This window comes from Bacillus aerolatus (assembly GCF_009183655.1).
Taxonomy (GTDB): domain Bacteria; phylum Bacillota; class Bacilli; order Bacillales; family Domibacillaceae; genus Pseudobacillus; species Pseudobacillus aerolatus.
This window is the reverse complement of record NZ_WEIO01000005.1, coordinates 168573-187895: the sequence shown is the minus strand read 5'-3', so window position 1 is coordinate 187895 and position 19323 is coordinate 168573. Positions and strand designations below refer to the sequence as shown.

Sequence of the window (19323 nt, the reverse complement as noted above, 5' to 3'; positions counted from 1 at the left end):
CTAAAAATATGTAAAAAGGGAAACTATTTTTCTTTTTTTTACGTTATTATAAAAATAAGTAGACAAAAATCGCAGGGGGATATCATAAAATGAAAAGCTGGAAAAAAGCGCTCGCCATCGGCCTGTCCGCTGTCATGATTTTTCCGACAGCAACAGGAGCTGGCGTACATAATGAAGAAGTGAAAATTTTTAAGCAGGCAGCAGAACAGGCTCCTGTGACCGCCGCAGCCAATGTGAAAAATATAGAAGCATATAAAGCGGCAAAAGAAATAAACGAACTTGTTGATTCGAACACCCTTGTTATTAAATACAGCAAGCCGCTCACGAAAAGTGTCCATAAAAAAGCAGGAACGACGCTTGTTCGGTCGTTGCCGAAATTAGGATATGACGTTGTCCATGTGCCGAAGTCCAAAAAAGTGAGCGATGTGCTGCGCGTCTATCGGAATCAAAAAGGAGTGTCTTCCATTACACCGAGCGTGAAGTACAAGCAGTTTGCCGCGGTGCAGGGAGACCCGAAAAAAGCAAAAATGCACCATTTGCCGATGCTGAACATCGACAAAGCGCTAAAACTTTCCGGCAAGCATAAAGTGACCGTCGCGGTCGTTGATGGCGGTGTCGATTTCAAGCATCCAGACTTAAAAGACCAGCTGCTGCCACCTTACAATGCGGCAGATCCAGCAAAAAATCCCGTCCGTGACCTTCATGGCACACATGTCGCAGGCATCATTGCTTCAAAAGCGAATAACGGCATTGGCGGCCACGGCGTCAACCCGAATGCCAAAATTTTGCCGGTTGATGTGTTTAATGGAAAAATGACCGCGAATGATTTTACGATCGCTGAAGGCATTTTATATGCTGTATCTAAAGGGGCGGATGTCATTAACCTAAGCCTCGGCGGTTATGCTTCTTCGCCGCTTGTGGAAGAAGCCGTCCGTCAGGCGATTGACAGCGGAGCAATTGTTGTTGCAGCCGCTGGAAATGAATCGTCCGATATGTATTCTTACCCGGCCGCTTACCCTGGCGTCATTAGCGTCGGCAACATCGACCGCCAGAAAAAGCTGTCCGACAGCTCTAACTTTGGCCCGTCTGTTGATGTTGTCGCCCCGGGAGAAGATATTTACAGCACGGCTTATGAAAATGGGAAAGGGTCAAGCTTCGCTTCGTTAACAGGAACATCGATGGCTTCCCCGATGGTGGCCGGTGTGGTTTCCTTGTTAAAGTCGAAGCACCCAGGATTAACTTCGTATGACATTGAAAACATTTTAGAAAAAACGGCGACTGACCTCGGAGCAAAAGGCTACGACACGGCTTACGCCAACGGTCTCGTTAATCCGCTCGCGGCCCTTTCGTACGATGTGAAAAAGCTGCCGAAACAGCCTGTTTTAACAGGCAAGACGCTCATTAAATCAGCAAAGGCACTGCAAGCAGGGAAAAACGTATTGAAAGGGCAGCTGAAAACGCCTCGTGAAACGCACTGGTACAAAGTGGCGTTAAATGAAAATGAGCATGTGCAAACCGCTTTGGAAGCGAGCAGCGATTATGATTATGGGATGGATTTTTATTTTATCCCTGAAGGAGCGGAAGCAGAAGAAGGCTTCCTCATCGAACATAACAAAGGCCGCGCCGGAGAAAAGGAAGGATACTTATTTACTGCGGAAGAAAAAGGAACGCTCATTGTCGGAGTTAAAGATATGAACGGCAGCTACAATGCGTCCGGCTTGTCGGGCTACACATTTACAGCTGAAAAATTCAGCGCGCTGAAAGCCGATCCTGAAACGCCTATAGAAGTTAAGTCATTACCTTACGTGAAAAAAGATTTCACTTTATTTCCAGAAGAACAGGGAGCGGCTGATTATGATTATTTCACAATCACTGTCGATGAAGCGAAAGTGCTTTCGGTTTCGCTCTCTGCCTTGCCTGGTGTGAACTCCGCTTTAAAGTTATCTCTCCCATTTGAAGAAGAAGGAATAGAGGGAGAAGAAGAAATTGCTGAAGCGGACGATCATGGAATCAGTAAAGGCGAATCACTTTCTTTTAAAGCTGTGCCTGGTGTGAAGTACCGTTTGGCGGTAACAAATGAATCGTTTGGCGGCACAGGCAGCATCGGCTCAATCCTTGATCTGCTCATGATGAACCCGGGAGCGTTCGAGTTCGATGCTTATACGGCATCCGCTAATCCGTATGAGTTAAAAGTGGAAGAAAAACAGCTTCCTGAAGACGAAGATGGTTTGCCATTCAAAGAAGATTTAGAAGAAACGCTTGAAAATGGCGACATGACTCTTGAAGAATATGCAGAAGCGAAAGCAGCAGACTCGATCGACAGCACGCTGGATGAAGATCCGGCAGAAGAGATGGAAGATGAAATGACGAAAGCCATTTTGGCTAATGCGATTCCGTATGCGCTCGGGAAAGAAGCATCCGGCTTTTTCCAGCTGGAAGGTGATGAAGATTATTACTCTTTTGTCCCGGCTGAAAATGGCATTTATGACTTTGACATTAAAAAAGGATCAAGCCAGCTTCCTGTCGCTGTCATATCTGAATACGATAAAGAAACCGGAACGCTGAACCCGATATCAGGCGGCGGGGATGACTTGCTCAGCCTGATCATGAGTCTGCTTGGCGGTACACAAAACAACACGATGAGTGTGGCGTTGAAAAAAGGAGAAACGTACGTCCTAAGTTTAACGAATGAAATGTACAACATTTCGGCAGACCCATATACGATTAGTTCGAAAAAGGCGGCTAATACACCTGCGGAAGCGGATCAAGATGAGAACAATCCTGAAAAAGCCATGCTGATTAAGCAGGGAACCGCTTATAAAAACTATTTTATTTATCCGGGAGATACTGATTTTTATTATTTTAAACATACCGGAAAAGAGACGATTCACCGTTTAAGCATCAACCAAGGAAAAATGACGGCAGCTGATAAAGCAGCGATTCCATTTGACCTGCGCCAGCCGGCGATTTTTAGCGGCTCGCTCATTGAAGACACGAACGGCGATAAAGTGTTGGATGAGGACGAAATAGTAAAAGCGATTCCGTTTGGACCGAATTTACTGGAGCTGTCATTTGAAACGAAAGTGAATCTTTCTTTCGTGGCGAAAGAAGAGACCGGCTACTTCCTGGCCGTCAGCCCGTTTCTTTCACTGAAACCGAGCCTTCAGCCGTACGAAGTAAAAGTATCTGATATGAAAGATTCGTTAAAAGACGGCGATGGCAAAGTCGTTAACCATGTGCCCCAAAAGCCGATCAGCTTGAAAAAAATAGACGGGCAGCTTGGAGCAAGAGGCTACATGAATGCCGGCGTTCCTTTTGGTGATGTCGATCACTTTGCTTTAAACGTCACGAAAGACAAACAACTCTCACTGACACTTGAAATGGAAAGTGGCCTCGATGGCAAAATCGAGATTTACAATGCGAAAGGGGCACTCGTTCAAAGCTTTGACCATTATGGCAGCGGCGACGAAGAACTGGCGGTTATCCATTTGAAAAAAGGCAAATACTTTATCGAAATTAGCGAAACGGAAGGCCGCGCTTCAGCAGAAGCGTACAAACTGAACATAAAATAAAGAAAATCCCGGAGGCGGCTCCGGGATTTTCTTGTGTTAGGATAATAGGCCCATTAAAATAAATTTTGCCCGTTCTTTCTTTGTCATTTGCTGCAGCTGTTTTTTTGTGACAGCTTTATAGTCAGCAGGAGACACAAATTCTCCTTGATGAATGATTAGCTTCGCTGGTTCAGCCACGACTTTTTCGCCGGCTTTTAAACCGCTTTTAATTTCTTGGATGCCGTCAACGAGAAGGCCTTTCTTCACCGCTCTTTTTTCAATTTGTCCTTTCGTGTTTAATACGAAAACATACGATTTTTTACCGGACTTCATCAAAGTAGAAGCGGGGATGGTCACCGCTTGCAGCGCTTCTCGCGTTACAACCGTGACATTGGCTTTCATGCCTGGCAGCAGCTGATCGGCCGCATCTTCCATGTTGTTTTTATCGAGCTGAGCAATAAACGGATACAAGCTCTTTCTTTTCACGGAAGGTTCTTGTTCCGGGAATTTTTCAACGCTTGAAATTTCTCCTTTGAATGTCACTGGCAGTGGATCAACGGAAGCGTATATGGTTAAGCCATCTGTTACCTTATTCAGCTGCTGTTCATTAAATACACCTTGCACGGCAGCTTCTGGTGAGCGGATCGTCATGATCGGGTTGCTCAGCTTCGTATTGAGCTCTTTCACAATTCCCTCTGTTTCACTTTTAACGATTAAGTTGTTTTTCTTGGATTCAGCCTGAGAAATTAATGTATCATATTTGCGGATTTCTTCTTCGAGCTTCAGCTTTTCTGTTTCCTGGTCAATGATTTCATTTTCCACGGTTACTTTCGCTGCGCTGCTCGTTTCCTTTTTAGTATCTTTACTGTCATTGTCATCATCATTCGCTTCTTTTTCTTCTTTTTCAATCTTTGACAGGATTGAATTTAATTTGGAAATTTGTCCATCAACGAGCTGGATTTGCTTTTCTATTTGTGTTTTTTCTGCTTGCAATCTTTCTACTTCCCGTTCGAGGTTGGCAGAAGAGTACTCAAACAGTGGCGTGCCCGCACCAATTTCCTGTCCTTTTTCCACTAGAAACCTTAAGAATGTTCCCTCATCTTTATCGAAATAAATAGGCTTTTCATCTGCCGGGGTAATGACGCCGGTCGTTTGGAACGTTTCCACGACATCATCTTTCGCTGACGGCTTCCACTCTGTTATCCATTGAGATCGATCGGTTTTACTATCTTCTTTAAAAGTTAAATAAAGGTTTCCGGCAATAAGCAGCGCACCTGCTGTCAGCCACACCTTTTTCTTTACTCGTTTCATTTATTTTCGCCACCTCCTTCTCTGTTAAAATAAGCGGTCAACGTGAATGGATGTAAATAAAGCAGAAAATAGCCAAAGAGCAATTGTAATGGCTAAAATGAGCAGAAGAACAAAGCGCGGGCTTTTTTCTGAGCTCCGTTTTAAAAATTTATATTGCAGGGTCATCGCCCAAATATGGAATAGGGTAATAAAACTAAAAAAACTAGTGATGAGTTCATTTTCTGTTACGTATTGAGCAAGAACACCAAGGGAAAATGGGGAAGAGTCTCTCGGGATAGCGAGCGTTACATTTAAAAGAATTAATAAGCAAACTTCAATTAAATAAATAACGAAAACAAACGATTGCAGCACGAGCAGTTTTCGAAAGTCTACTTCTAAAAATGTCCAAAATAAAAGAGCCGGAAGAAACAAAATGAGTAACGGATAAAGAAGGCCCCAGGTCGCGCTTCCGATCGCAAACAGCATCTTTTGCCCTTCAAACTCTGTATTGCCGACATCAGCCAAATAGGCAGAAACTGATTCAGATTGAATTCCTAACAGGCCGCTTAAAAAGTATAAGGCTGTACTTACTATAATTAATAAAGAGATGCGGCTCCACAAGCCCCTGATTTCCTCTGCGTGGTCCAGCTGATAAAAGCGATCGTCTGGACGAAACAGCCCCTTGACTAGCTGCACTTGATAAATCATTTAAAATCCTCCAATAAAATAATGTGAATTGACATCTTTCCTTATTATATACAACTCTATCTTTCCATACCATTATAATCTAACAGAATTTGATAAAAAGTGAGTATCTTTTAAAGCAAAAATTGCCTTTATTAATGTATAAAAATGAAAGATTTATATGGCAAAAGAGCAGCACAGGCATTACATATGGAAGGAGTCTCCCTTTTTTTCTTCAAACAAATAACGACAAACCCTTGTTCTTTAAGGGTTTATGACGGATTTTAGTAGAGGTTTTTTTGTCTGAATATTACAACACGTGAAATATTTGTGTAAAGAAACAAACATCTTGGTGTAATGATGCCGTTATATTTGCATGGTAGAATAGGTCTCGTGTTACAAATGAAGGGGGTCTCTAATCCGTGAGAAAAGCTATTATGTCTTTAGTTGTTGCTTGCGTACTATTCAGCACTTCTGCCGTGGAGGCAGCATCAGCGAGTCACACAGTACAACGAGGAGATACATTATGGAGCATTGCACGAGAGTATAAGACGACTGTAAACCAATTAAAACAATGGAACAATTTAAAATCAGACAACATCAGAGTCGGCCAAAAGCTGGTCTTTCAAAATACAACTGCTGCTGCACAGCCAGCTAAGCCTGCAGCAAGCAAGCCTGTTGCAGTCAAAGCTGCAAAAGTACTTACTGTTAAATCAACTGCTTATACTGCTTCATGTAAAGGCTGTTCAGGCATTACGGCAACTGGCATTAACTTAAAGAAAAATCCAAATGCAAAAGTGATTGCCGTAGATCCGAAAGTGATTCCGCTCGGAACGAAAGTATACGTTGAAGGATACGGCGAAGCGATTGCCGGAGATAAAGGCGGCGCTATTAAAGGAAATAAAATTGACGTTCACGTACCAAACAAACAGCAGGCATACCGCTGGGGTGTACGTACAGTAAAAGTACAGATTTTGAAATAAATAGACTGAAAGAAAAAAAGAAATCCGCTGCGGCGGGTTTCTTTTTTTTCTCTTAACATGCGGGAATTGTCTTATTTATTTCATTTAGATTACAAGTATATAAAATACATCTTTTTGTAACAAGATCGTTATATAAAGGCGCAAAAGCGTAACGGCTTCTTAAAAACATTACACGCCGAGGCATGATACAATAAATTTCGTCAGCAGGTAATCGAGCGATTGACCGCAGCTGTTTATATATAGTTTCTTTGTTTCTATTCAATAGTGCCACTGGACACTCAATTTTTTAAAAATGCTTCTTGCAGGCGGTTGTTTCTTATTTTCCCTTTTAATTGGAATACTAAACTGGGAAGTTACCGCGTGTCAGAACACAGGAGGTTTTTCTATCATGAAAAAACAAATTATCGCACTTGCAGCTACTACGGTGATCGGCGGAGGCCTTTTCGGAACTGCTGCATCCGCACAAACATATACAATACAAAGTGGAGATACGCTTTGGAGCATCTCTCAAAAAAATAATACGACTGTTCAACAACTTAAAGGATGGAACAACCTTTCATCTGATTTAATTTTCCCTAATCAAAAAATAGAAGTGAATGGCGGCACAACTACAAATGCTTCTGCAGCATCCAAAGGAAATGGTACATATACTATTCAACCTGGAGATACATTATTTAAAATCGCTTCTAAAAACGGTCTTTCTGTCCAATCATTAAAAGCTATTAACGGTTTGTCTTCTGACAGAATCTACGCTGGCGACAAGCTTGCTCTTTCAGGACAAGTAAAAGGCGTATCTGCTGCAAAACCGGCGGCTGCCCCTGCTAAAGCAGCATCGAACAATCCTGCACCAGCACAGCAAGCGCCGCAAGGTAAAACGATTTCTGTGTCCGCTACTGCCTACACAGCACAATGTGCCGGCTGCTCAGGCATTACGGCAACAGGTATTAACTTAAATAATGACCGCAATGCGAAAGTAATCGCTGTCGACCCTAACGTTATTCCTTTAGGTTCTAAAGTATACGTAGAAGGGTATGGAACAGCCGTTGCTGGTGATACAGGCGGAGCAATTAAAGGAAACAAAATTGACCTGCACGTACCAACGAAGGACCAGGCTCTCGACTGGGGACGCCGCACAGTGAACGTGACAATTTTAAACTAATGAACAAAAAAAGAGCTGTTCTAAAAGTCAGTAACTTACTGACTTTTGGACAGCTTTTTTACATGTTCAATAAATCGTGAAGAAAGCGTCTGAATTGGTGGACAAAGCTTGGAAGTCGTGAACAAAGTCGCCAAAGCGCTGGACAAAGCCCGCCGAAATATAAATGCCTCTTACTAAAAAGCATAGAGAAGCTTTTTAGTAAGAGGCGTTTTTTATTTTTTTAATGCATTTAAGACGGAACGGGTAAGCACATCGGCGCCGATTTGAATGGCGCGCGGATCAAAGGTCATTTTCGGATGGTGCAGACCCGGTTTTAAATCCGCGCCGATGCCCATCATGGAAGCTTTTAAGTTCGGTCGTTTAATTGTGTAAAAGTGAAAATCGTCACTGCCTGATGTGATAAGCGGTCCGGCAAGCATGTCTTTGCCGCCGTATTCGAGAATGCCTTGGCGCAGCAGTTCTTCCGCTTCAGCATTGACTTCCGCTCCCGGAGTAAAGTCAAGCCAATCCATCTCAATCGTGACATTGAATAAGCGGCTGAGCCCATTGATTTTTTCTTCGATGATCTTTTGCATATCCAATAAGACGGAATTTTTTTGAGCGCGGACATCGAGACCGAACTTTGCCGATCCGGGAATAATATTCAAACTTTGTCCGCCGGCTTCTACGTGCGTCATTTTCACCGAGTACGGTTCAAATGGAGAAAAGTGAATCAGTTTTAGCTGTTCATTTAACGCAGCAATGATATCAATCGCATTCGTTCCTTGATGAGGGCGGGCGCCGTGAGCGTCATCGCCGATGATTTTCCCGGTTAAAAAAGCAACCGCTCCGTGATGAACCGCAGGTGTCATTTTTCCGAATGGCAGCTCTTCTACAGGACGCAAGTGAATGCCGAATAAATAGTCGGCATCATCGACAACACCTTTTTCCACCATTTTCAATGCGCCGCTGCCGGTTTCTTCTGCCGGTTGGAAAATAAACCGGACTGTACCATCTTGTATTTGATCTTTCAATTGCAGAATGGCGCCAATGACGATGGACATATGAGCATCATGTCCGCATGAATGATTTGCTTGAAACGTGCCATCCACTTCCTGCCAGAGGGCATCAATATCCGCGCGGATGGCAATGACCGGTTTGCCGCTGCCGATTTCGGCGATCAGGCCCGTGCAGTCGTCAAAGGTAGTTACGAACAATCCTTCTTTTTTCAGCAGCCCGGCAATATAAGCAGTTGTTTCAGTTTCTTTCCAGCTGATTTCTGGGTGGGTATGCAAATGATTGAAAATGTCTATTAGCCGGCTATCTGTTGTTTTCACGGTTCATCCTCCTTTCTTATTTTACTGACACTTGTGCGACGGTTAATTCTTTTAACGCCGATTCATTTATCGTAAGGCCGAGTCCCGGCTTGTCATTAAGGTGGACAAAAGGCACGTCATACGTTAAATCGCCAATATCTTTGCTGAACAACAGCGGCCCGGTCAATTCTGTGCTCGTAATATTTTTGCGGGAAATGGCGGCATGATAGCCGGCTGCTGAACCGATGGAAGACTCGACCATTGAGCCGATCTGACAGTCGATGCCGGCATATTCCGCCGCTTTGGCGATAGAAATTGCCGGGAAGATACCACCGCATTTCATTAGCTTAATATTAATTTTATCGACAGCTTCTTTTTTTACCATTTCGATTAAATGTTCGCCGTGCTGAATGGATTCATCCGCCATGAGCGGGACCGTACATTGCTGTTTAATTTTGGCCAGTCCATCGATATCACCAATGCGGATCGGCTGTTCAATCCAAGCAAGCTGAAGCGGCTCGAGCTGTTTCATTGCTCCAATAGCCGCGGCGTATGTTTGCCAGCCCTGGTTGACATCGACCCGAATCGGTACATTAAAACCGACCGCCTCCCGAACTGCTTGAATTCGTTTCACGTCCATTTGAGTATCGGTGCCGACTTTCAGCTTCAGCGAGTGGAAACCGGAAGCGATGGCTGCTCGGGCTTTTTCCGCCATTACTGCCGGTTCTTCAATGCTCAGCACTTTCGGATAAGTCAGCTCGGCATGGCTTTTTCCGCCGATTAAATCGTACACTGGCAGTCCGGACGCTTTGCCCATCAAGTCGTAGCAGGCGATATCAATCGCTGCTTTTGCCGCTGGATTGGCAATAATCGCTTCATTCATTTTATGATGGATCTTTTCAATTTGAAAGGGGTATTCCCCCAGAACTGTTGGTAAAAGTATGTGCCGCAATATTTCGATACAGCCGAAAAAGCTTTCGCCTGTTACATGCTCATCCGGCACTGCTTCTCCCCAGCCGATGAGGCCGTTATCTGTTTCCAATTTAACAATGACAGACGGCATATGATGAAACGTAGCATAAGAAATAATGAACGGTGTTTTCAGCGGCAAATGAATGCCGAAAAGTTCCGCTTTAACAATTTTCATGTTTGTCATCTCCTTTGGCGTATGTATCTCTTTAGTATAAGTGAAAAAAGTGCAATTAAAAGGGTGAATAGTTGAATAACTTATTTATTTATAGCGGATTGGCTTCAAATTTTTTCTTCATATATATACTTAACAAAACGGCTGGAATAAGAACGAGCGCCATTCCTAAAAAAGCGAGGCCTGGTTCTTCTTTATATAAATAGCCGCCGGCGACAGTGAGCAGGGATGTGCTCAGCCCCATGCCGAGAGAAGCATATATACCTTGAGCCGCTGGAATTTCACGGCTGTCGAACTCTTCATAAAGAAGCCGGATAAATGCAAAATGGGCAAGAGCGAACGTCATGGAGTGCAAAATTTGAGTGGCTGCATAGACTGTCACGCTCGGGAACAAAAATAAAAGTGTCCAGCGGATAATGGATGCGACAGCGGAAGCGAAAAACATAGATGAAATTCTCGTTCGCTTGAGCAGTCGGTCAGCGATAGCAAAAAAAAGAATTTCTGAAACGACGGCAATGTTTAAAATGACGCCGCTCCACGTATTGTTCACGCCTAAATCCTGCAAGTAAATAAAACCGTAACTATAATAAGAAGCATGCGCTCCTTGTATGACTATGCAAATGATCATCGCTGTCACGAAGCGCTTTGATTGAAAAAGCGAGCGGAAAGGAACAGAATGGTCATTTGCTTTTGTTTTTAAGGAAGCAGGTGTGTAATAAAAAGCGGCCGCCAACATGAGCAAACAGCCAAAAATCATAACATATATAATAGAATTTTCCCCGAAATAAGCAGTTACAGCCCCGACGATGAGCAAGGCAATCGCATAGCCAATTGAACCCCATGAGCGGCTTTTTCCATAATGAATGCGTTCACTTTGCATCATAATCGCCCCGATGCTTTCTGTCAGCGGCAGCATGAGCGGATAGATGAAACTGAATAAGGCCATAGCAATCATCATGGCGCGAAACGAATCAAAAGGAATAAACAAATAAAGCGACAGCGTACTCAGTACAGTGAAAGCTTTTACGAGTGTGCCGATTGGAAACTTTGTACTCAGCGCGGGAAAGACAAAGAAAGTTGAAAAAGAACGAATAAACAAACCGGCCGCAATAATGGTGCTGGCAGATTCGACTGTCAAGCCTTTGCTCGATATGAGCCAGGCAGTCCAGTACGGCAGAAACACGCCCCACGTAAAGAAAAAAGCGAAGAAGTTAAGCGATAACCACGTTTGCGCTTTATACATAGCTGAAAACCTCACAATTTTTATTTTCACAAGCTACTATTATATCGGAAGAAACTGGCATTGTCATTGAGTTCATACGGCAAAAGAGGTACATTTATACATAAACGTACAAATGCTTTCACTTAATAAAGGAGCTTTGCTAATGAATGACCAGCCGCAGGTGAGAAAGTATACAACGAAAGATAAAGAATTTTGGCGAATGATGGGAGCGCTCGTCTGCGCCTCGCTCATTACGTTTGCTAATATGTATTTTACACAGCCCGTCATGCCGCTGTTTGTAAAAAAGTTCGAGATTTCCTCTGCTGAAGCCAGCTTATCGATGTCGCTTACGATTATCGCTTTAATGGCCGGCTTGCTCGTTTTTGGTTTTTTATCGGACCGTTTTGGCCGGCGGAGAATCATGGATATTGGCCTTGCTTTTTCCATTTTGCCGCTTATTGTGATGCCTTTTTTGCCTTCGTTTGAGGCGCTGCTCTTCTTGAGGATCATTCAGGGATTTTTCTTGGCTGGTATCCCGGCTGCCGCTATTGCTTATGTTTCAGAAGAAGTAGCTGTAAAAAGCATCGGGCTCGGCATTATGCTCTACATTGCTTCTAACAGCATGGGGGGCATGTTCGGCCGCGCCAGCTTCGGCTATGTCGCAGATGCCGCCAGTTATGAAGCTGCTCTTTATGCCCTTATTGCTGCTGACGTTGTGCTGTTTCTTCTTTATTTATGGTGGATACCGTCTTCCCGCTTCTTTAAACCGAGTAAACGTCCCTTTATGGAAGATATTAGAGGAATGGCTCATCACACAAAGAACACCATGCTTATCCCGCTGTTTTTATCGGGCATTATGATGCAGGGAGCATTCACCGGGCTTTGGACGTACTTGCCTTTTTATTTGCACGGCGAGCCGTTTGAATGGTCGCTAAAAACCATTTCTTTTCTTTACTTTGCTTATTCTGCCGGTGTGGCCGGTTCCGTCATCGCCGGAAAGCTGTCAGAACGTTTTTCAAAAACAAATATGCTGATGGCTGGCGCTTTCTTTTTCACTAGCGGTTCGCTGCTGACGATTTCTCACTCCGGCGGACTTATCATTTTGGGACTGGCGCTCAATTGTCTCGGCTTTTTCGTTTCCCATTCGCTTATGACCGCTATTGTGAACGAACGAGCGACTCACCATAAAGGCGGCGCCTCCAGCCTGTACTTATTCAGTTATTATCTTGGCGCCGCCGCAGGTACGACATTGACTGCTTTTCTATGGGAATCGGCAGGTTGGACCGGTGTAGCTTTGCTTACATTTATGGCCATTCCATCCGTCATTTGGGTCGGCCTTTCAGGAGAAAGTAATAAGAAATTGAAACTTTTTTCTCTCTTACTCCGTAAAAGAGAGTATAAGTGAGTGTTCAAAAAGGAAGATAAAAAACCGAGACATTTGCCAGCTGGTCTTCCTATAATTTTTGAACAACCTCTATAAGAAACGGATAATAAAAAGGAGAGAATCATAATGGTCACTGCAATGAAATGGATTACCGGAGGCATGGAAGCCGTACTCGGCGTGCCGATTATCGGTGCTTCAATTATCGTTGGCAATTTATGGGCGCCGCTCGGTTTTATGGCCGTCATGCACATTATCACCTTATTGCTTGCATTAAGTGCCGGAAGAAGTCTCACCGGCAGCATACTCGGCATCATCACATCCGTTATCGGCTGGATTCCGTTCGTCGGCATGTTTATGCACATCATTACCGCATTCGCCCTCGTCACAAGCGCCATTAGAGGAAAGTAACAAAAAAAGCGCCGCTGGATTGCAGAAATTAATTCGCCTATTAATAGTTAAAGTTTAAGAGTAGGGGGCAAGAAGCAATGAAGTATAACGCTAAAGCGTATGCATCCATTGTGGCTGCGGTTGTATCCGTATTATTCTTAATCATTGGTTATACTTCAGTAACGAGTCACTTAACAATTGTGGAAGCAACAAATGCTTGTTACGACATGAATGGAAATCCAAGTGTTGAAAAGGATCTCTTTGGATTTAATTGGTCTTTTTCATGTAAAGAGGATTAAGCTATAGATGTACTAACGAGCACTTTAGTGAACGCTTGAGGAAAGTCCTCAAGCGTTTTTTCGGTTACTAGCCGCAATCGGGAAAATACGAGCCTAATCAAGTAAAATAAAGAAAATGACAAAAGAGGGATGAGTGTGAATATTTTAATTGCACCTGATTCATTTAAAGGATCGCTTTCAGCGGAAAAAGTAGGACAAGCGATGGCTGAAGGGATAAAAAAGGCGGTGCCGGATGCACAAGTAAAAGTAGTACCGATGGCGGACGGCGGCGAAGGGACAATAGCCGCTTTAAACGGCACGCTCCGGCCGTTAACTGTTCATGACCCGCTCATGCGCCAAATGACAGCTTCCTATCTCGCCATGGAGTATGAAGGAGAACCGGCCGCTTTGATTGAATGCGCTGAAAGCAGCGGGCTGACATTGTTATCGGATGAGGAGCGTTCGCCGATGACAACCAATACATTCGGGCTTGGTGAACAAGTGAAAGCGGCGCTCGATGAAGGTTTTCGCCAGATTATTATATCGCTTGGCGGCAGTGCCACAAATGACGGCGGATTTGGCATGCTGCAGGCGCTCGGCTGGAAACTGTTCGACAATTGCAGAAATGAAATAAATTGTGCCGGCAACCCGCTGCTTGAAATTGCTTCTTTTTCGGATGAAGAGATCTATCCGGCTATCCGCGAGACGCGCTTTCTTGCCGCGAGCGACGTGATGAATCCATTTTACGGCAGCGATGGAGCAGCGTTTGTGTTCGCGCCGCAAAAAGGAGCGGCCGAAGAAGAAGTGGTACTGCTCGATCAGGCGCTGCAAAAAGCGGCCTGCTTGTTTCAGAGAGTGTACGGCGTGGACGTGCAGAAGGTGAAAGGAAGCGGAGCGGCTGGCGGCCTCGGTGGTGCCATTGCAGCTGCGCTCGGCGGCGAAATCGTTTCTGGAATTGATACGGTCATTCAGTTAACAGGCTTGGAAACAGACATTGAGTGGGCAGATTTAGTTATCACCGGAGAAGGAAGCCTCGACGGACAAAGCTTGCTCGGGAAGGTGCCGGTCGGCGTAGCGAAACTCGCGAAGCAGCATCGTAAACCAGTTGTCGCCATCGCCGGCCGGCTCGGCGAAGACATTGAAGCTCTTCACCCATATTTTGACGGGATCTTCTCCATCCAGACCGACTGCCTAACAATAAAACAAGCAATGCACCCGAACACGGCCGCCCGTCAAGCCCGGCAAACAACCGAACAACTGCTCCGGCTTTACGCACTACAAAAATAAAAAATGATAAACGATGAAAAAGGGGGACTGATCTTCACCGCTTTAAAGCGGTGGGGGTCAGTCCCCCACTCCGCTAAAGTGAATTGCAGTTTTGCAAGTTAACTTGCAAAACTGCAAGATCAAGAAAGGTTTTTCATCTGTTTTTGTCGAAAGAAAGGAGTGAAGCGGGAAAAAGAATTCTGTCTAAATCGTGAATAAAAAGCGTGTTTTTTCTGAATTTTACTTTTGTTTCATCGATTCTTTTTATTTGGCACGATACTTGCTTATATAAAAATAAATGTAAACGCATTCACGTAGAAGCAATCCGCCAGACAGAAGGTTCTTTTCTTTCCCTGCGATAGGATCGAAAGGGGATAAGCAGACATGAGATGGAAATGGCAGGAGATTTTATTGCCTTTGCCGCCGAGGGTGTCAAGTCAGGCAACGGTTCAAGATGTAATCGACTTGCTTGCCCGGGAAGAGAGCCGCGTGGCTTTTATTTACGAAAAAGAAAAGCTTGTTGGGTATCTGACGCTTGCTGATTTGTTGAAACAAGTGACTGACGCTTCTTCACTGACTCAGCCAATTGACTTTGAAAAAGACTTGCTGCTTGTCCGGGAGACCGGATGGGTGGAATTTTGTCACAATTGCCATATCGTCGCCGGCGTAAATGAACAAAACGAAGCGGTAGGCTATATTACGATTCAAGAAGCGAAAGATACGCTTACCCGGCTGCAGTTGGAGTTTTTGAATCACGGTTTAAACAGCGCCGAAATTGGCATCGTAACGACGAATCAGCAGTTTGAAGTAAATTTCATGAATGAAACGGCCGGCCAGATTTTAGGATTGCCGCGCTCCATTCTTGCCGGCAGAAGTTATAAAAACATTCTCGCGGCTGACGTGGAGATGGAGGCTATTTTGGCAGGTGACAAAAAGTTTGGTGTAGACAGCTCGTTTAATTTTAAAAAAATGACTGGTCATTTTTCGCCAGTGTACCATAACGGGCAGGCACAAGGTATCGTCCATGTATTTTACTTGCAGGAGCATCTGGAAAAAGCCGTAAGTGAACTGCAATTTGTCCGCGAATTGAGTGAAGAGCTGCAAGCTATTTATGCCGCTTCTAATGAACAAATTTTAGTCATTCAGCCTTCTGGAGAGATTACAAGTGTCGCCGGTGCGTTCCTGCAAGAATTTTGGAGACCGTATTCAAAAGAAGAATTGATCCGGTTAAATGTATATGACCTTGAAGCTAAAGGACTGTTTGAGCCGAATATTGTGGACTTATGCTTGAAAGAGCAGCACCGGGTCAGCGCGGCACAAAGCAACAAGCAAAATATAAACATTTTATCCACAGCTGCGCCGGTGTTTAAAAAAGGTGAATTGGAAAAGATTATCGTCTTGTCCCGTGACGTAAGCACTGAAGAACCATTACAGAAAAAGAAACCGGAAGATGAAAACCGGGACACGCCGAATTTTATGAAAAATTTAGTGTACCGCTCGCTAGTAATGACAGAGCTCGTAGAAAAGATAAAAGAAGTAGCAGAAACAGATTCAACTGTTTTGATCAGCGGGGAATCAGGGGCCGGGAAAGAAGTAATCGCCAGCCGGATTCACTCGTACAGCCAGCGCTCAAATGAAACGTTTGTCACGATTAACTGCGGAGCGATTCCTGAAAACCTGCTGGAAAGTGAATTGTTTGGACATGAAAAAGGTGCCTTTACGAGTGCCGTTGAGAAAAAGAAAGGGTTGTTTGAAGCAGCGGACGGCGGCACGATTTTTCTTGATGAAATATCTGAAATCCCGCTTCATATGCAAGTGAAGCTTTTGCGGGTGCTGCAGGAGCGTGAAATTGTCCGGGTTGGCGGTTTAGTACCGATCAAAGTGAATGTGCGGGTGCTTGCCGCAACGAACAGGAACTTGAGAAAGATGGTGACAGCACAAACCTTTCGTGAAGATTTGTTTTACCGGCTGCACGTCATTCCGCTGCAAATCCCGCCGCTGCGAAAACGGAAAGAAGATATTGCGCCGCTCGCTCTTTACTTTCTCGACGAGTTAAACGCAGCCTATAAAAAAGAGAAAAAGTTTTCAAGAGAAGGGCTGCAGTTGCTGGAAAGCTATCAGTGGCCAGGAAACATTAGGGAATTGCAAAATGTGATGGAGCGGCTCGTGGTGATGGGCAGGAAAGAAGTGATTTCCGGAGACGATGTGTTCCGAGCTGTTTGGAATACAGAAACAGAAGAATCGGCCCATTTAACCGTCCGCGGAATCATGCCGCTAAAAGAAGCCGTTGAAGAAGTGGAAGATCAGTTAATCCGGCTTGCTGTTGGCAAATATGGGACAGCAGCCAAAGCGTCAAGTGTGCTTGGGGTCAGTGCATCGACGATCAGCCGAAGAATGAAGAAGGCATTGAAATGAAGGAGAGATCAACTTGTTAATTTTCCCGGAAACGAGATTTGATTTTTGCGGAGATGAATATATTTACGCGGAAATTTCAAAAGACATGAGAATTGAAAGCAATTTTAAAGCCATTTCTATTACAAATGAGCTGAGAAACCGCGACATTCCGGGCATGATTGAAATTTATCCCGGCAATGCGTCTTATTTAATCCGCTACGACCCTAATGAGATCTCTCCTTATCATTTACTCGATTATTTGCAGGAAATTGACCAGCAAAAAAGTGACCGGTCCGAGTTGAATTTCAGCAGCCGGATCATTGAAATTCCAGTTTGGTATAACGACACCATAACGGAAAAAACAATGAAAAAGTATCAGCACTTACAGCCGGAAGCAGGCGGCGATGATTTTACATTTGTCATGAAAGCGAACGGATTTACGGATAAGGACGCTTTTATTTCTGCTCATTCTTCCACGCCGTATTTTATTACATCGCTCGGTTTTAAACCGGGTACCGCTTGGGGATTTCCGCTCGGAGTACGGAATGATAAAGTCATCCAGGCGCCGAAATATAAGAGTCCGCGGGCATATACCCCGGGCGAAGCCGTCGGAGTGGGAGGAGCTTTTACCGTTGTGTATCCGACAGAATCAACTGGAAGCTACCAGCTGATCGGCCTATCGGCTGTTCCGGTATATGATCCGGGTCAGAGCCTGTCCGTTTTTCACGATTCGTTTTTCTTGGCCAAACCTGGTGATTTATGGAAATATCGCCCCATCACTGAAGCAGAATTTTACAACATCCGCGAAGAAGTAAAAAAGCGCACGTACGAATATAAAATCAAGCCCGTCCAATTTTCCGTTGAACAGTATGACGAAAAAGGGACTACTTATATATCACAGTTGATGGAGGGGTTTTAAGCCGTGCTGCACATACTTGAACCAGGATTAAAGTCAACCATTCAGGACGCGGGCCGATTTGGCTTCTATCATATGGGCGTCCCGCCGGCAGGCGCCGCGGATAAATATTCGTTCCTGTTAGGCAATGTGCTGCTCGGCAATCCGCGCCATTATGCTGGCTTGGAAATGATGATGAAAGGTCCGGTCATTGAATTCCAGAAAAAAACGGTTATCGTACTGACCGGCGCGCCGGCGGACGCCACATTGAACGGAGAAAAACTGCCGCTCTGGCAGCCGGCGGCCGTTTCGCCGGGAGATGTGCTGGCAGTCGGGAACATTCGAGAAGGGGTCTTCACTTATCTTGCTGTCTCCGGCGGGCTCGCTACTCCGGAAATGCTCGGAAGCCGCTCCGCCTGTTTTGCCAGTGGATTTACCGGTGTACTTGGACGGATGCTCCTAAAAGGGGACTTCCTTCCGCTTAATGAACCGCTGCCGGGAGTGCTCCGGCAAGTCGGGAAACGCGTACCGGAAGAAGCACTGCCTGCTTTTTCCCGGGAACTTGATCTTCATCTCGTTTTGGGTATTACAAGTGACCGTATTAGTGATGAAGGATTGACGGGCCTGCTCAACAAGGAGTGGACGATTCACACACAGTCTAACCGAGTCGCTTACCGGCTGCATGGGGGCCGCGTCCGTTACGTAAAAGAAGACGCTCCGTTCGGATCAGGCAACAGCCCTGGCAATATAGTCGATATTCCTTATCCAATCGGCGGTGTGATTGTCCCGAACGAAGAAGAGTTAATCATTTTGCTAAATGACGGAACAGGCGGCGGGGGTTTTGTTACGACCGGCACCGTTATCAGTACTGATTTAAGCCTTCTTGCACAGGCAAAGCCGCAGTCCAAAGTCCGCTTTCATGCGGTCACAGTCGATCAGGCGTTTCAATTGCGCCGGGAACAAGAACAGCTTATCGAAAAAGTAAAAAGTATGATCCAGCAAGCTTAGCAGGCGCTTGCTGTGAGTTCCTGGTTCTGAATATTCAGTTTTAAGTTATTAGAAAACTACTAAATAATCATATGGTGGATAACTTTGTTAATGAAGCGGGTCTTTGTCTAGCTCCGCCTCCTTGGGGCTCGAGGTCATATGCCAATCTGGCTGTGCGGCAAAAAGCGCCGCTTCGCCAGATTGGCATATGCTTGTCGCCCCATAGCAGTCGGCTCCGCTTTTCATACTGTCCAGCTTCAGCGCCTAGCCCTCGAGGTCAAATAACCTTTCCTCAATGAAGTCAAAAGGCAGACTTCTTTATAGAAAAGCGAAAGGCGATCGGTCAGCGCGATAGCGGATTTATAGCTCTCGACGAGGAGTCGTTCTTTGACTCCGGCAGAGAG

At 44.9% G+C, this 19323-nt stretch carries 14 protein-coding genes and 1 pseudogene; 10 read left to right on the top strand and 5 right to left on the bottom strand.

Translation table 11 applies throughout. The features are described 5' to 3' along the window. Positions 1–89 precede the first annotated feature (89 nt). On the top strand, positions 90–3572 hold the full coding sequence (locus F9802_RS10545) for a S8 family peptidase (protein ID WP_152151703.1): 3483 nt from the start codon (positions 90–92) through the stop codon (positions 3570–3572). 36 nt (positions 3573–3608) lie between these two features. On the opposite strand, the gene F9802_RS10540 is transcribed toward F9802_RS10545, so the two are convergent. Together F9802_RS10540 and F9802_RS10535 are read right to left on the bottom strand one after the other, a co-directional pair. Further along, the gene (locus F9802_RS10540) at positions 3609–4862 is read right to left on the bottom strand and encodes an efflux RND transporter periplasmic adaptor subunit (protein WP_152151701.1); all 1254 of its coding nucleotides are present in this window, start codon (positions 4860–4862) and stop codon (positions 3609–3611) included. A 24-nt stretch (positions 4863–4886) separates the two neighbouring features. Then, on the bottom strand, positions 4887–5549 hold the full coding sequence (locus F9802_RS10535; RefSeq protein ID WP_152151699.1) for a hypothetical protein: 663 nt from the start codon (positions 5547–5549) through the stop codon (positions 4887–4889). A 671-nt stretch (positions 5550–6220) separates the two neighbouring features. Here F9802_RS10535 and F9802_RS20250 point away from each other — a divergent pair. Then, positions 6221–6508, top strand: a pseudogene (locus F9802_RS20250) (3D domain-containing protein); the annotation flags it as partial. Positions 6509–6896: 388 nt separating this feature from the next. Next, entirely contained in the window at positions 6897–7667 is a 771-nt protein-coding gene (locus F9802_RS10525; protein WP_152151695.1) for a 3D domain-containing protein, read from the top strand. Between the two features lie 212 nt (positions 7668–7879). Here the strand turns inward: F9802_RS10525 and F9802_RS10520 are convergent, their stop codons facing one another. The 3 genes from F9802_RS10520 to F9802_RS10510 all read right to left on the bottom strand — a co-directional run bounded on the left by F9802_RS10520 (position 7880) and on the right by F9802_RS10510 (position 11349). Beyond that, positions 7880–8983: a M20 peptidase aminoacylase family protein gene (locus F9802_RS10520; RefSeq protein ID WP_152151693.1), complete on the bottom strand. Its 1104-nt coding sequence runs from the start codon at positions 8981–8983 to the stop codon at positions 7880–7882. Positions 8984–8999: 16 nt separating this feature from the next. Next, positions 9000–10109, bottom strand: a complete 1110-nt coding sequence (locus tag F9802_RS10515) for a mandelate racemase/muconate lactonizing enzyme family protein (protein WP_152151691.1) — start codon at positions 10107–10109, stop codon at positions 9000–9002. Between the two features lie 88 nt (positions 10110–10197). Continuing rightward, positions 10198–11349 carry an MFS transporter gene (locus F9802_RS10510; protein ID WP_152151689.1) on the bottom strand — a complete coding sequence of 384 codons (1152 nt, stop codon included), beginning with the start codon at positions 11347–11349 and terminating at the stop codon, positions 10198–10200. A 142-nt stretch (positions 11350–11491) separates the two neighbouring features. Between F9802_RS10510 and F9802_RS10505 the strand changes: the two genes are divergently transcribed. The 7 genes from F9802_RS10505 to F9802_RS10475 all read left to right on the top strand — a co-directional run bounded on the left by F9802_RS10505 (position 11492) and on the right by F9802_RS10475 (position 18940). Further along, positions 11492–12733, top strand: a complete 1242-nt coding sequence (locus tag F9802_RS10505; RefSeq protein WP_152151687.1) for an MFS transporter — start codon at positions 11492–11494, stop codon at positions 12731–12733. 105 nt (positions 12734–12838) lie between these two features. Then, entirely contained in the window at positions 12839–13120 is a 282-nt protein-coding gene (locus F9802_RS10500) for a hypothetical protein (protein WP_152151685.1), read from the top strand. 77 nt (positions 13121–13197) lie between these two features. Next, the gene (locus F9802_RS10495; protein ID WP_152151683.1) at positions 13198–13398 is read left to right on the top strand and encodes a hypothetical protein; all 201 of its coding nucleotides are present in this window, start codon (positions 13198–13200) and stop codon (positions 13396–13398) included. A gap of 135 nt (positions 13399–13533) precedes the next feature. Beyond that, positions 13534–14664 (top strand): glycerate kinase family protein, encoded by a 1131-nt coding sequence (locus F9802_RS10490; protein WP_191991863.1) that lies wholly within the window; start codon positions 13534–13536, stop codon positions 14662–14664. Between the two features lie 363 nt (positions 14665–15027). Then, positions 15028–17058 (top strand): sigma 54-interacting transcriptional regulator, encoded by a 2031-nt coding sequence (locus F9802_RS10485; RefSeq protein WP_152151679.1) that lies wholly within the window; start codon positions 15028–15030, stop codon positions 17056–17058. Positions 17059–17071: 13 nt separating this feature from the next. Beyond that, a complete protein-coding gene (locus tag F9802_RS10480; RefSeq protein WP_152151677.1) occupies positions 17072–17956 on the top strand; it encodes a 5-oxoprolinase subunit B family protein in 885 nt (294 codons plus the stop codon). A gap of 3 nt (positions 17957–17959) precedes the next feature. Next, positions 17960–18940, top strand: coding sequence for a 5-oxoprolinase subunit C family protein (locus F9802_RS10475; RefSeq protein ID WP_152151675.1), 981 nt, complete (start codon positions 17960–17962; stop codon positions 18938–18940). Positions 18941–19323 lie beyond the last annotated feature (383 nt).